Below are 13,827 nucleotides of genomic sequence, written 5' to 3' on the forward strand. Positions count from 1 at the left end.
GGTCCGTTCAGCACGGCAACTGGATGAAGGTTGCGTTCCCGCCAACCCCCCTCTGTCCTGCCGGACATCTCCCCCTCAAGGGGGGAGATTAAGCCCTCATTGATGCTTTCGCTAATCATCAGCGTTGCAGGGCTAGCACCGGCATGGCAACTGCCAATCTCCCCCCTTGAGGGGGAGATGTCCGGCAGGACAGAGGGGGGTGCCACCGGCTGCAAGCTTCGCCCCTTTGGCCAGCAGCCCCTCACTCCGTCCACTTCACCTTGGTCAAATCATTGGCCTGGATCGGCGCATTTGCCCAAAAACCCTCGAGCTTGGCGTCCCAGACGCCGACTTTCGGCAGTTCGTAGAGGAAGCCGACCACGGCATCGTCGGCCAGTATCTTCTGCGCCTCGCCGAGCAGCGTCATGCGCTTGGCCTCATCGGAGGTGAGGTTCAGATCGGCGATGATCTTGTCGAAGGTCGGGTTGTCGTAGTTGAAGTAATAATCCTTGCGCGAATAGATATCGATGTCGTTGGGTTCGGTATGTGAAACGATGGTCAGGTCGTAGTCCTTCCTGGTGAAGACCTGGTCCAGCCACTGCGCCCATTCCACCGGCACGATCTGCAGATCGATGCCGACATCGCGAAGCTGCGACGCGATGATCTCGCCGCCAAGTCGCGCATAGGGGGGTGGTGGCAGTTTCAGCGTCGCCTTGAAGCCGTTCTCCAGGCCGGCTTCCTTCAAGAGTTCCCTGGCCTTCTCGACATTGTGCGGATAGAGACCGGTGAGGTCGACATAGGCCTTGTTGGCGGGCGACATGTGCGAGCCGATCGGCACGCCAAGGCCGGCCGAGGCGCCGTCGATGATCGCTTTGCGGTCGAGCGCAAACGAAATCGCCTGCCTGACCTGCAGCCGGTCGAAAGGCGGCTTCTTGTTGTTCATCGAAAGGATGGTCTCACCCTCGGTCGCGCCGATCACCATCTTGAAGCGCGGGTCGCTCTGGATCTGGGCGACGCTGTCGGGATCGAAGAACGGGAAGGCCTGAACATCGCCGGAAAGCAGCGCCGGAACGGCGGCTGCGGCATCCGTGACGATGCGGAACTCGGCCTTGTCGAGGGAGACCGGGGCACCCCAGTAAGCGTCGGACCTGATCAGCGTGATCGACGAGCCCTTGGCCCAGTTCTGGAACTTGAACGGGCCGGTGCCGACAGGGGTTTCCTTGTTGGTGTCGGCTGTCTCCGGCGCGACGATGACCGCGTCGCCCCAGCCCATATTGTAGAGGAACGAACTTTGCGGGTTCTTCAGCGTGATCCTGACCGTCGCCGGATCGACCATTTCGACCGTATCGATGGCGGCGAACAGGCCCTTTTGTGCGTTCACGGAGTTGTCGGCACGGGCGCGATCGAGCGAGAATTTGACGTCGTCGGCATTGAAGTCGGTGCCGTCATGGAATTTCACACCGCTATGCAGCTTGAAGGTGTAGACCTTGCCGTCGTCGGAAACGGTCCAGCTTTCGGCGAGAGCCGGCAGCACCTCGCCGTTCGGGCCAATGCGGGTCAGCCCCTCGAACACATTGGCGTAAAGCACCTCGTCGATCGCCGCCGCAGCACCTGCGGTCGGATCGAGATGCGGAGGTTCGAGCGTGATGCCGATGACCAGATCGCGCGCGGCAAATGCCGATGTTTCGGCAGACAGCACCAGGGCCGCAGCGGTGAGAATGGTTTTCCACAATTTCATCGTGCAACTCCCGATATGCTCAAAAACATGCTCGAAACCCGGTGGATAGAAGCGTGATTTCACCAAGGAGTAAATTGCGTTTCGTGCTTTCCGGCGGCGCCGGCAGGAATGTTTTTCCGCCCATCACCGGCTACCGAGCGCCCGCGCCGCTCAGCAGCACGTTGAGCCCGATCGCCATCACCTTGGCCGATTCGACCATGTCTGATATCCCCACCCATTCGTCGGGCCTGTGGGCGAGGTCGAGAATGCCCGGGCCATAGGCGATGCAGTCGTAGATGTGGCCGATGCGGGCAATGTGCTTCTGGTCGTAGGTGCCGGGCGAGATCACGTAGTCGGGCTCGCGGTCGAATACCTCCATGATGCCCCGCGCCACCGCCTTGACCACCGGCGCATCGCGCTCGGTCATCAGCGGCAGCACCTCCATGAGATCGCGGATCTCGTAGTCGAATTTCTTGCGCTCGCGCTTCAGCCGGTCGAGGATATCGGTCACCTCGCGCTTGACCGTGCCAAGATCCTCTTCGAGCAGGAAGCGGCGGTCGATGGTCAGCCGGCAGGAATCGGGGACACTGGGCGAGGGCAGGCCAGGCCGGAAATCCTCGGTCTGGCCGCCATGGATCGAGTTGATGTTCATGGTCGAGCGCTTGGCCCCGTCGGGCACGACCGGCATGCGCGTCACCTTGCGGTCGAGCGCCGGGAACAGATCGTCCTCGAAAGCCCTTAGCAGGGCGCCCATATGGCGCACCGCATTGTCGCCGAGGAACGGCATCGAGCCGTGCGCGATCTCGCCCTTGGTCTCGATCTCCGCCCACCAGACGCCGCGATGGCCAAGGCAGATGCGATCCTTGTTCAACGGCTCGGGGATGATGACGTGGTCGACCTTCGGCTTGGAGAAATAGCCGAGCTTTGCCAGATGGGCGACGCCGCCGAAGCCGCCGGACTCCTCGTCGACCGTGCCCGAAATCTCGATGGCGCCCGGGAAGTCGGGGAAAACCTCCATGAAGGCCTCGGCGGCGATGATCGAGGAGGCCAGGCCGCCCTTCATGTCGCAGGCGCCGCGGCCATGGACCTTGCCATCCCTGACGATGCCGGCGAAGGGATCGAGGCTCCAGCCGTCGCCGGCTTCGACCACGTCGATATGCGAGTTGAAATGCACGCAGGCGCCGGGCGAGCGGCCATCGAAGCGGGCGACGACGTTGACGCGCGGGTAGCGGTCGGTGTCGCCGGGCGTGCCTTCGGCGCGGATGAATTCGACTTCGAAACCGCGCTTTTTCAGCCGCGCTCCGACGTATTCGGCGCATGGCCGATAGGCCTCGCCGGGCGGGTTGATGGTCGGAAAGCGGATCAGGTCCGCGGTCAGCGCGACCAGGTCGTCGACCCGATCATCGACCGCTTTCAGCAGGAGTTCGTTCATTCGACGATTGAGCAGCCAACGGTGCGTTTTGGCAAGCCTGTTGGCGGGTTGCGCCCTAGTTATGTGGTTACATGTCGCCACGGCAACTATCGCGGGAAATCGTTCAAATTCGCTGCTTTGGATTGGTGAATTCGTCAGAGGTGTGTGGTTACCTCATTCACTTGCGATTAAAGGATGAAGAATAGCGTGAAGGCAGGCAGGCAAGGGCAATCAAAGGGGTTTGATCGCATGAAAAAGACCGTTCTCATGGCAGCGGCACTGGCAACGATGCTGTTCGGTTCTTCGGTCGAGGGCTGGGCAGCCAAGCTGGTTGCAAGGATCGACGTGTCATCGCAGACGATGACTGTAAGGTACGGCCGGGCGGTCTACCGATGGCGCGTATCCACGGCGCGCAAAGGCTATATCACGCCGCGCGGCAGCTACCGGCCGCAACGAACGGCACGGATGTGGTATTCGCGCAAATACGACATGTCGCCGATGCCTCATTCGGTGTTCTACCGCGGCGGCTATGCCATCCATGGCACAGGCGCAGTAAAATCTCTCGGGCGCCCAGCGTCGCATGGCTGCGTGCGACTGCACCCGTCCAATGCCGCCGCCTTCTATTCGATGGTGCGGCAGGCCGGCTTTCGCAACACGCGGATCGTCGTGACCAACTAGAGCGCGGAAAACACGCCGATCGCCCCGACCAGAACCAGGCTTAGCGCCCAGATCACATCCAGATCAAACCAGCTTTTCGAAAGAAACCTTAATCCCAGCCACCGATAGACGCCGAAGGCCAAAGCGCCGCCCGCAGTGATCATCGCGCCGGTGTGGACCGCTGCCACGCCGATCGAGAGCGCTGCAGTTCGTGCAATGAGGGCGGTCGCGGCACGGTGCCCGGCATCCGTTTCAACGACGCCGCACAGGCCGAGGTAGATCGGCACCAGCATCAGGCCGGCGCCATGCGCGACGGCGACGAGAAAGGACCAGAGCGCCAGTCGCGACGGCGGCACGCGCGCCAGAAATCTAGGATGCCGCCGGTTGAAGAGCAGCCAGACTCCGAGCGCGACGACAATTAGACCTGCGCCAACGCGGATCTCGGTTTGCCAATCAACCAGCATGGTCATCAGCGCGAAGGGCAAGAGGACCACCGTCATGGCCACAAGATGCCCGAACGCCAGCGCCAGAAGTGCGCCCGGCAGCGCATAGGCTCGCCGTTCCATCAGGGCGGCCGAAACAGCAAGCGGCCAGCCCATACCCGGGTTTACGCCATGGTAAATCCCGCTGGCGACCACAGCAAACCAGAGGCCGGCTGTGGTCGAAAGGAGTTCGGGCGACACCTAGGCCGATGGGTAGCAGAAACTGTCGGTAGAGCAGTCGCCGCCTTCAAGTCGGATCTGGTGCGTTCGATAGCCTTTGGGGAACTCGACGAAGAAGTTGGTGTCGAGCGTCAGGCCACCATTGGCGCCAACATCGGCCTTCACCATCGCCCCGCCGCGCTCACCGGGATAGAACTGATCGTCCCAGGTCGAATAGAGCGAATTGGTCCAATAGACACGCTTGCCGTCGCGGCTAATCTCGACCATCTGTGGCCCATAGCCGAAGACCTTGCCACAGGGGTGCTTGGTCTTCTTGACGATCCCACCCAGTTCGACCTTGCCCGCCAGAACCGGCTTCATCGGGTCGCTGACATCGTATTGATGCATTTCACCCGTACCCCAACAAGCCACATAGAGATATTTGTCGTCGAGGCTGAGGTCGATGTCGGTGACCAGCGGGGGCACCGCCGAGAAACCCTTCAAAAGATCCGGCAGATCGTCGGCATTGGCCGGTTGAGGTGGGATGACCGCCGTCTTCTTGGCCTGGAACTTGCCATCCGCGTCGCGCCACCAAGTCCAGATCGAGCCTTCGAGATTGGTGGTATCGACCACAACGCCGCAGAAGCCGTATTGCTGGACTGGATCATGCGCCGGGCGGATTTCGAGCGCCATTTGGTGATTGGCGCCCAGATCGATCGTCTGAATGTTCTTACGCGCACGCAGATCCCAGAAATGCATGCGGTGGCCGTACTTGTTGGACAGTAGATCCTCAGGGACGATGCCGTTTTCGAACTGCGGCGGCAGGGCCCATTCGGAACTGACCATGTAGTCGCGCGGCAGGTTCCACCAGAAATCGTAGTGCTTGTCCTGGGCGCCACGATCTATCTCATAGCGGCCAATGACATCGAAGGTCTGGCAATCCATGATGAAAATGCCCGGAGGACCGTCGGTACCGTCTTTGCCACCGCCGCCGAGGGTCGAGACATAGATGCCCTCGGGTCCGCAGTGGATCGTATGCGGGCGGGAATAGCCCGTCTTGGCAAAGACTTCTGCGGGTTCGATGATCTTGTGAATCTTGGCGGCTGTCGGCCCGCCCTTCACATCAATTATGTAGATGCGCGACGAACGAATGCCCGGAATGATCAGATAACGACGCTCCAAAAAGGCGTGGCCAGTCAGTGGTGATAGCGCCGAAGAACACGCATTCCAGCCGAAGTGATGAAACTCATCGCCCTTGTTTGGCATGATCACAGTGTGGACGATCTTGCCGAAATCCGGCGAATTTGGATCGACATTCACCACAGCCAAACCGTCGGGTTGCGAGAAGTCCGGGCTAAGCATCAACGTGTAGGCCAGAGTTTCCGGCGGCCCTTCCATAGCCAGCCTAGGTGACGGATAGAATGTGGGGTCTGGTCGCAGATTCATCGCGGTATCCTCCCTACGCGTTTGTGAAACTTTTTTTGGTGCTCTCCGTGTCGCTCCCTTTTGAAATGCGGCCCAGGTAGGGATCACAATACACCAAGTCTCCTCGTCTGTCTGACACCGCGTCGCGCTGGCACTATTTACGTGGGCAGACTTTGGGCAGAATATACGGGGTGGGAGGGAGCATTCGGAATCCTGAATAAATGCGCCCGAACGGCTTCCGACCGTTGGTTGCAAGGGAGGATAATCATGAAACGTATTTTCTCGCTCGCGGCATGTGCCGCGGCGTTATCGCTCGGCGTATCGAACGCCTACGCACAATCGGGCGGCGTCGACAAGGCGGTCGGCGGCTACAGCTTCGAAGAAGCCGCAAAGGAGGCCCCCGGTACCAAGGACTTCCATTCGGCCGATGGTCACCTCACATTCGCTATCGTGACACACACTGCCGGCAATGGCTTCTTCGATCCGGTCTACGTCGGCGCGACCGTCGCCGGCAACCTGATCGGCGCCAAGGTCCTGCTGCTCGGCTCGGAATCGCCGACTGACGACCCTGCCCGCGAGATCGAAATCCTGAACCAGATCGTGCAGGATCCGACGATCGACGGGCTGATCATGACAACGCCGCAGGTCGGCGCCTATAACGACATCGTCAAGGCCGCCGAGGCGAAGGGCATACCGGTCGCTACGACCAATTCCTTTGACGGCACGATCCTCAACCGCAGCGGCATCGGCCACACCGGCCAGGACGCCTCCGCTGCCGCAATCGCCGGCGAGGCGCTCGTCAAGTGCCTCGCGGACAAGGGTATAGAGAAGGGTTCGATCGTCCTGCCGTCGTCGACCGCAATGGGCAACATCGAGGTGAACAACCGCGTCACTTCGGCTTTCAACGCCATCGTCAAGGGCTTGAAGGATGCCGGCAAGCTTGATGCCTTCAAGGTCGACGCGGGTCCGGAGAACACCGGTATAGACACCAATCCGAATGACCCGGTGAACGGCATCGTGACGCTGTTCGAATCGCGCGGCGATGTCGTAGGCGCGTTCGCCGGCAACAACGTGTTCACGCCGGCGCTTGCGAAGGCCGTCGCTCAGACCGGAATGACCGGCAAGATCTGCGCCTACGGTTTCGACCTCGGCCCGGCCCAGCAGGACGCGATGAAGAGCGGCGATCTGACCGGCGCGCTCGGGCAGCAGCCCTTCTTGCAGGGCTTCTGGCCGGTCATGCAGCTCTATCTGGAGATCGACCGCGGCATCGCGGCGGCCAACCTCGACACACGCGCCCAACTGGTGACGAAGGAGACTGTCGAGGATGTCGGCAAGCGCTTCGAGAACTGAGTCCACTCGGAACGTCTGAAATCTTTGCGGGAGAGCGCAGGCTCTCCCGCAATGCGGCAGCAGGAAATCGACCAGAAGAGACCATGGCGCTTACCGCGACCACATCGCTCGGCCGTGCGCCGTCCCAGATTGTCGGCGGCTGGGAGGTGGGGCTCGTTGCCTTGCTTTTGCTGCTCTATCTCGGCGGCGCTCTCGTCAATCCCGCGTTCTTCGGGTCAACAGGAGCGTTTCACTCGCTGCTCCGCGACACCTCGCGGGTTGCCATCATCGCGGTCGGAGTGACCTTCGTCATCGTCAACAAGGACCTCGATCTTTCGGTCGGTTCAACTTACGGCCTGGTCGCCGTCGTCTTTGCCAGGCTGTTCGCGCCGAACTTCCTTGACCTCGGCGTCGTCACGTCGGCGATCCTCTGCCTGCTGCTCGGCACGCTGATCGGGCTGATCAACGGCGTGCTCGTCACCATCCTGAAGGTGCCGGCGTTCATCGCCACGCTGACCGTCCTCTTCATCGGCCGCGGCTTCGTGCTGGCGCTCACTCACGGCCAGGCGATCTACTACCCTGCCAAGGCGACCGGCTATCCGGGTTTTTTTCACCTCGGCGAGACCAACCTCCTCGGCTTCAACAACCAGATCGTGATCTTCCTCGTTGTCGCCGTGATCGGCGCCTATGTGCTTGCCAAGACGCGCTGGGGCTACGAGACCTTCGCCACCGGCGGCAACGAGCAGGCGGCGTCCTATGCCGGCATCCCGACCAACTGGGTGCGCATCCGAGCCTTCCTGATCTCCTCGCTCTGCGCCGCGCTGGCCGGCTTGATGTCAGCTGCGCAGGACAAGGGCGTGACGCCGCTCTACGGCGTCAGCGGTGAGCTGACCGTCATTGCCGCCGTGATCATCGGCGGCGCCTCGATCCTCGGCGGCCGCGGCCGGGTCGCCGGATCCTGCCTTGGCGCCCTTCTGGTGGTGCTGCTCGACAAGGTATTGCGCGAGGGCTGGCCGATCACGCGCATCATCAAGATCGGCGACGAGGAGATCACGGTCAACGCCGTTTTCTCGCTACCGGTCGGCGCGGTGCCGGTGTTCCTCGGGCTGCTACTCGTCGTCGCTGTGCTCATCGAGCCCTATCTCATCCGCCGCCAGGTGGCAGGGCGCCTCTGGGCCTGGCTCCGCGGCCGGCCGCCGCCACCGGCCTACGAGATCGGCGGCATCGCGATCGAGGGGGTGCAGACCAAGGGCGCGATGGCGACCGACATGGCGTTGTCGGCCACCGGGTTCGGCAAGTTCCTCGCCCGGCGCGACGCGCTCGCCATCATCCTGACCGCGCTCCTGTGGCTGACCGGCCTCGCGCTCCGGCCGGACTACTGGTGGAACCTGTCCAACAGCTTCGCTATCTTGCTCAACTACACCGAGCTTGCGCTGATCACCATCGGGCTCACCTACGTCATCGCCGCCGGCGATATCGACCTCTCCGTCGGGGCGGTGCTTGCCCTCGCCGGTAGCACAGCCGCCTATTTCCTCAAGGTCCTCGGCGCCGACCCCGTGACCGCCGTGGCGATGGGCCTGCTGGCGGGCATGTGCGCCGGCCTCGTCAACGCGATCGTCACCGTCGGCTTCAAGCTGCCGGCCTTCATCGCCACGCTCGGCATGTTCTACATCGCCCGCGGCCTCGCCGCCTGGTTCGTCGCCGGGCAGCAGCTCACCGGCTGGCCCGAGGGCTACAACCTGCTTGGCCGCAAGGTGAACGACATCCTGCTGCACTACCGCATCTCGCTGCCGGACGGGCTGCTGCGCTCGATCGCCGAGGTGGTGAGCGTCCAGACCATCTGGATGCTGTTGGTCGCCCTCATTGCCGGCGTCGTGCTCGCCTACATGCCGTTCGGGCAGAAGGTCTATGCGACCGGCGGCAACATTCGCGCCGCCGCTTATGCCGGGATCAACACCAACCGGGTGCGGTTCTTCGCGCTCATGCTGGCGGCGCTCTGCGCGACAATGGCCGGGATCATCAACGTCGCCTACTTCCGCAGCTTCAACCCGGTAGCCGGCCAGTTCCGCGAGCTCGACGCCATCGCTTCGGTGATCATCGGCGGCGGTTCGATCTTCGGCGGCTACGGCACCGTGATCGGGGCGCTCGCCGGGGCGGCGGTGATCACCCTGATCCGGGCGCTGCTGCAGCTCAACGTCCAAGGCTTTACCATGCCGCAGCACTGGATCAACGTCTTCATCGGTGGCATCCTGATCGTGGCGGTGCTGATCGACATCTGGGTGCGCCAGGCCAACATCTTCGGCCGCCTGCGGGCGCGCCTCGCGCGGCGCACAAGAACGGCGGAAACGACCCATGCGTGACGCGACCAGGCCCGCACCGATCGTAGAAATGCGGGGCATCGAAAAAGCCTTTGGTGCGGTGCAGGCGCTCCGCAACGTCGACCTCGTGCTCTATCCCGGCGAGATCCTGGGCCTCGTCGGCGACAACTCGGCCGGCAAGTCGACGCTGATGAAGATCCTGACCGGCGCCTACCAGCGCGACGCGGGCGGCGAGATCTTCGTCGCCGGGCAGCCGGTGCACTTCAAGAGCCCGCACGAAAGCCGCGACGCCGGCATCGAGATGATCTACCAGGATTTCGCGCTTTGCGGGAATATGGATGTCGGTCAGAATATCTTTCTTGGCCGTTGGCCGCGCAGGGGCCTTTTCGTCAATCGGCGGAAAATGTACGCGGAAGCCGACAGTGTGCTGAAGCGGCTCAAGGTCGACGTGAACTCCGTCTATCAAAAGGTCGAGAGCCTTTCGGGCGGCCGCCAGCAATCGGTGGCGATTGCCCGCGCTATCTCCTTTCAGCCGCGCGTGGTGATACTCGACGAGCCGACCGCCAATCTCTCGGTGATGGCGACCGAGCGGCTGCTCGAAACCATGCTGGAACTGAAAAAACAGGGCGTTGCCCAGATCATCATCTCCCACCGCCTCGTTGACATCTTCGCTGTGGGCGACCGCGTGATGGTGCTTAAGCGCGGCGAGAACGTCGGCGATCGCTACATCAAAAACACCGACGAGCATGAGGTCCTGGAGATCATCGTGTCCGGCACGCGAGAGCATGCACTTACGGCCGATGAGGCAATGCTTTGACCGATCAGGATCACTTTTCTCCTGGCGTCGCAGAAATGCGGCTAAAACCACCCGTTCTAAGTCCATCGAGATTGTGCCCGAGATGGCGAAGGGACCGGTGTTGGCTGCGCTTTCTCGCCGTTGCGCCGCGATCACCACCCGAAGGTCGCAATGATTGCGCTCAACGGGCGCCGAACCATTCGATGAGGATGTCAATCAGCGCACGCACCTTTCTGGGCGCAATCCCGCCAGGTGGCCGCACCACATAGATCCCCGCCTCTGGCGAGGGATAATCCGCCATCACTTGTCTCAATGTACCCTCCGCGATCGGCACGTCGGTAAGGAAGTCGGGCAGCGCAGCAATGCCCAGCCCAGCCAAGAATGCGGCGGTTCAGAATAAAAGCGCTCTGTAGTGATCCATCGCGCCCCCCTCTGTCCTGCCGGACAGAGGGGGGCGCTGTCCGGGCGCTGTCCCTCCGCGATCAAAGGTTCTGCACCGCAGCAGCGCGAGGGCTGGCGGCAGCGGCGAGCAGGGCTGAGCCCGCCAGCAGGGCGGCGGCGAGCAGGAAGGCGCTCCACCAGCCGGCAGTGTCGAACAGCATGCCGCCCGCGGAAGCGCCGCCGGCGATGGCGAACTGGATCAAAGCGACCTGCAGCCCGCCTCCAGCTTCAAGATCGTCGGGAATGATCTGAGCCATCCATGTACCCCACGCCGCCGGAATCGGGGTGTTGAACAGCCCCCAAAGAACCAGAAGCGAAGCCGTGGCCCAAAGCACCGGTCCCACTGCGATCAGGAGCGGGGCGAGGAGCGCAAGCGCGCTCGGCAGCCCGATCAGCACGGCAGTGAGGTTTCGCCGGAGAACAAAGCCGGCGATGGACAGTCCCGCCAGGCCTCCTAGGCCGAGGCCCAGGAGCACCAGCGACAGGACGTTCACGTCGAGGCCGGTGACGCTTTCAAGGAATGGGCGCAGATAGATCGACAGCGAATTCATCCCCATGAATGCGAGTCCAGTTGCGGCCATGCCGATGGTGAATGTCCGATTGCGCAGCAGACGGAACATGCTGGATACCGAAACGGCCTCCATTGGCGGCATCTTCGGCAGAACGGCGAACTGCCAGATGAGCGCCGCGAGACCGACCGGGACTGTGACGAGGAAGGTGCCCCGCCACCCGATCAATTCGCCGAGGAAGCTTCCGAGCGGTGCGGCGATGACGATCGCCAATGCAGTTCCGCCCTGCAGCAGGGCGATCGCCTTGGGCAGGTCGGAGCCTGAGGCCAGACGCGCCAAAATGGCCGTGGAGAGCGACCAGAAGCCGCCGATCGCAATCCCGACCAGGGCCCGTCCGGCCAGAAACACCAGGAAGTTGGGGGCGAGGACAACAGCCAAACTCGATGCGACCAGCACTGCCGTGTACAGCAGGACGACCGTTCTCCGGTCGAACCTGGCCAGGAGTGCGTTGCCGAACAGGCTGGTGATCACGGCAAAGAGCCCCGACACGGCGATTGCCTGTCCGGCCTGGCCTTCCGAGATGGCCAGGTCCTGCGCAATCGGAGTCAACAGGCTCACCGGCATGAACTCCAGGCCGACGAGGAGAAAGGTCAAAAGCGAGAGGCAGGTGACGGCGGCCCATGGCGTTACCGCCCCTTCAACCGCCAGCGTGTCATCCAGTGTCAGTTCGATAGCCATTCGTGCGCTCCTGTCCGTCGACAGACTAGGTAGCCGGGCTGGTCTTGTCAGACTAGCGGCTATAATCTGCATGTCGTAGTGAACGGAGCTCACCAATGCCGCGTGACGAGTTCAGTGAGATGCGAGCCTTCCTTGAAGTCGCTCGGCAGCGCAGTTTTACACGAGCGGCGACCAAATTGGGTGTTACCCGATCGGCCCTCAGCCATACGATCAGGGCAATGGAGGAACGGCTTGGCGTCCGTCTGCTCTCTCGCACGACCCGCGATGTGGCGCCCACGGCGACCGGAGAACGCCTCGTCGAAAGCATCGAGCCGCATTTCGAAAGCATTGCCGCCGGGATCAGCGCGATCAGCGCCCTGCGCGGCCAGCCCTCGGGCCAGATCCGTATCGTGTGCCCCGATGATGCCGTCAATCTGGTCTTTCGCCCCAGGCTGCCAGCGTTCCTGCGAGACTACCCGGACATCAACGTGGAGCTCATTGTCGACAACGGCTTCACCAACATCGTCGAGAGTCAGTTCGATGCCGGTGTTCGACTTGGCGAGGCAATCGCCCGCGACATGGTGGCCGTTCGCATTGGTCCCGATGTCGGCTATTGCGTCGCCGGCTCACCCGATTATTTCGCTCGTCGGGCTGCGCCGAAAAGCCCTCAGGACTTGACCGACCACAACTGCATCAACCTGCGGCTTCCCAGCTCAGGCGTGTTATATGCCTGGGAATTCGGGAAGAACGGACGCGAGTTCAGCGTCCGTGTGGACGGCCAGCTGACCCTGAACAATATCGCGCCGGCGCTTGACGCGGCCCTCGACGGCATTGGTTTGGCCTATGCACCGAAGGATCTTGTTCAACCCTATGTTGAGAATGGTCGGCTCGAGGAAGTCCTTGCCGACTGGTGCCCGACCTTCCAGGGCTATCATCTTTACTACCCCAGCCGACGCAATCAATCGCCCGCCTTTGCAGCCTTTGTCGCGGCTTTCCGGTACCAATCTCGATAGACCTCTCGACCCGCCCCAAGATCGCAGATCAGGGTGCTGGCTCGATCGGCACCGGAGCCAGGGTGCGCCGCCACTCTCCCGGCGCTTTGGCCCTTGAATGCGGTCAGTGCGCTGCCGGGTCAATCTTCACGCAATCGGGACGAGACCGCCGCGGGAACGGCCCGTCCTGGCTCGGGAACGTGCCCATCGGACCGTTCGCGTCGAGGAGCGTGGGACGAAGGGCTCACGCGGCCCGTTCGGCCGTGCCCTCGAATTTGTTGAGGTTCGTCGAAGTGAAGCCGGGGCAGGCAGCGTCGGCGCCGGCGTCCTCAAATTCGATGGCGAAGGCGAGCGTCGGCGCATCGAGGGCAGTCTCCGAGGGGCTGTAAACAGGGCCGAACAATGCGCGCTGTGGACTGGACGGGTCGACGCTGGCGATGCGTGCCGCCGGCGCTTCACCAAGCAGCCGCAACATCGCCTGCGTGACGGCGACGACGCCGAACACGTTGGTCTCGAACACTGCGCGTCCCTCGTCGAGGGACGCCGCATGCGAGATGCCCTGCTTTCCCGCATCGGAAGTGCCTGCATTGTTCACCAGGACGTCGAGGCGACCGAACTCGTTACGGATGCGCTTTGCCGCGGCGGCGATCGAGGCCTGGTTCGTGACATCGAGTTGGAGGGCGCGGGCATCCGCTCCGACGCTCTTTGCAGCCGTCTCCGCGTGCTCGAGCATACGCGACCCCACGAGCACGGTGAGGCCGTGCGTGGCCAGGTCCCTGGCGATCTGGAGGCCGATCCCCTTGTTGGCCGCAGTGACCAGGGCAATAGGTTTGACCCGCATGGTGATCTCCTCTTTTTGCATTGACGTGTAGGCAACGGCGCCATGCTGTGCTAA

General features: G+C 62.6%; 12 protein-coding genes. 5 read left to right on the plus strand and 7 right to left on the minus strand.

Features of this window, described 5'->3' with window-relative positions; all coding sequences use genetic code 11:
• Nucleotides 1-241: 241 nt before the first annotated feature.
• Both AC0L2A_RS04665 and AC0L2A_RS04670 read right to left on the minus strand, forming a co-directional pair.
• Complete coding sequence (locus tag AC0L2A_RS04665; RefSeq protein WP_473607766.1) at nucleotides 242-1,717, minus strand: ABC transporter substrate-binding protein; 1,476 nt, start codon at nucleotides 1,715-1,717, stop codon at nucleotides 242-244.
• 130 nt (nucleotides 1,718-1,847) lie between these two features.
• The gene (locus AC0L2A_RS04670) at nucleotides 1,848-3,128 is read right to left on the minus strand and encodes an acetylornithine deacetylase/succinyl-diaminopimelate desuccinylase family protein (RefSeq protein ID WP_473607767.1); all 1,281 of its coding nucleotides are present in this window, start codon (nucleotides 3,126-3,128) and stop codon (nucleotides 1,848-1,850) included.
• Between the two features lie 228 nt (nucleotides 3,129-3,356).
• On the opposite strand from AC0L2A_RS04670, the gene AC0L2A_RS04675 reads away from it, so the two are divergent.
• Nucleotides 3,357-3,785 carry a L,D-transpeptidase gene (locus AC0L2A_RS04675; protein ID WP_023802989.1) on the plus strand — a complete coding sequence of 143 codons (429 nt, stop codon included), beginning with the start codon at nucleotides 3,357-3,359 and terminating at the stop codon, nucleotides 3,783-3,785.
• On the opposite strand, the gene AC0L2A_RS04680 is transcribed toward AC0L2A_RS04675, so the two are convergent.
• Complete coding sequence (locus tag AC0L2A_RS04680) at nucleotides 3,782-4,363, minus strand: hypothetical protein (RefSeq protein WP_023802988.1); 582 nt, start codon at nucleotides 4,361-4,363, stop codon at nucleotides 3,782-3,784. The genes AC0L2A_RS04675 and AC0L2A_RS04680 overlap by 4 nt on opposite strands.
• An 84-nt stretch (nucleotides 4,364-4,447) precedes the next feature.
• Nucleotides 4,448-5,851, minus strand: a complete 1,404-nt coding sequence (locus AC0L2A_RS04685) for a selenium-binding protein SBP56-related protein (protein WP_128176814.1) — start codon at nucleotides 5,849-5,851, stop codon at nucleotides 4,448-4,450.
• Nucleotides 5,852-6,097: 246 nt separating this feature from the next.
• Here AC0L2A_RS04685 and AC0L2A_RS04690 point away from each other — a divergent pair, with 246 nt between their 5' ends.
• From AC0L2A_RS04690 to AC0L2A_RS04700, 3 genes are all read left to right on the plus strand, one after another.
• Nucleotides 6,098-7,180, plus strand: coding sequence for a substrate-binding domain-containing protein (locus AC0L2A_RS04690; protein WP_128182840.1), 1,083 nt, complete (start codon nucleotides 6,098-6,100; stop codon nucleotides 7,178-7,180).
• Nucleotides 7,181-7,263: 83 nt separating this feature from the next.
• Nucleotides 7,264-9,519 (plus strand): ABC transporter permease, encoded by a 2,256-nt coding sequence (locus tag AC0L2A_RS04695; protein ID WP_236377147.1) that lies wholly within the window; start codon nucleotides 7,264-7,266, stop codon nucleotides 9,517-9,519.
• Entirely contained in the window at nucleotides 9,512-10,294 is a 783-nt protein-coding gene (locus AC0L2A_RS04700) for an ATP-binding cassette domain-containing protein (protein ID WP_091598255.1), read from the plus strand. The genes AC0L2A_RS04695 and AC0L2A_RS04700 overlap by 8 nt, the downstream gene beginning before the upstream one ends.
• 160 nt (nucleotides 10,295-10,454) lie before the next feature.
• Here the strand turns inward: AC0L2A_RS04700 and AC0L2A_RS04705 are convergent, their stop codons facing one another.
• The gene (locus tag AC0L2A_RS04705; protein WP_287257832.1) at nucleotides 10,455-10,652 is read right to left on the minus strand and encodes a LysR substrate-binding domain-containing protein; all 198 of its coding nucleotides are present in this window, start codon (nucleotides 10,650-10,652) and stop codon (nucleotides 10,455-10,457) included.
• A 103-nt stretch (nucleotides 10,653-10,755) separates the two neighbouring features.
• A complete protein-coding gene (locus tag AC0L2A_RS04710) occupies nucleotides 10,756-11,961 on the minus strand; it encodes an MFS transporter (protein ID WP_473607769.1) in 1,206 nt (401 codons plus the stop codon).
• 95 nt (nucleotides 11,962-12,056) lie between these two features.
• Here AC0L2A_RS04710 and AC0L2A_RS04715 point away from each other — a divergent pair, with 95 nt between their 5' ends.
• Nucleotides 12,057-12,953 carry a LysR family transcriptional regulator gene (locus AC0L2A_RS04715; RefSeq protein WP_473607770.1) on the plus strand — a complete coding sequence of 299 codons (897 nt, stop codon included), beginning with the start codon at nucleotides 12,057-12,059 and terminating at the stop codon, nucleotides 12,951-12,953.
• Nucleotides 12,954-13,176: 223 nt separating this feature from the next.
• Here the strand turns inward: AC0L2A_RS04715 and AC0L2A_RS04720 are convergent, their stop codons facing one another.
• Nucleotides 13,177-13,794 (minus strand): SDR family NAD(P)-dependent oxidoreductase, encoded by a 618-nt coding sequence (locus tag AC0L2A_RS04720; RefSeq protein WP_473607771.1) that lies wholly within the window; start codon nucleotides 13,792-13,794, stop codon nucleotides 13,177-13,179.
• Between the last annotated feature and the right edge of the window lie 33 nt (nucleotides 13,795-13,827).

The sequence above is a fragment of the Mesorhizobium sp. WSM4844 genome (assembly GCF_055811775.1).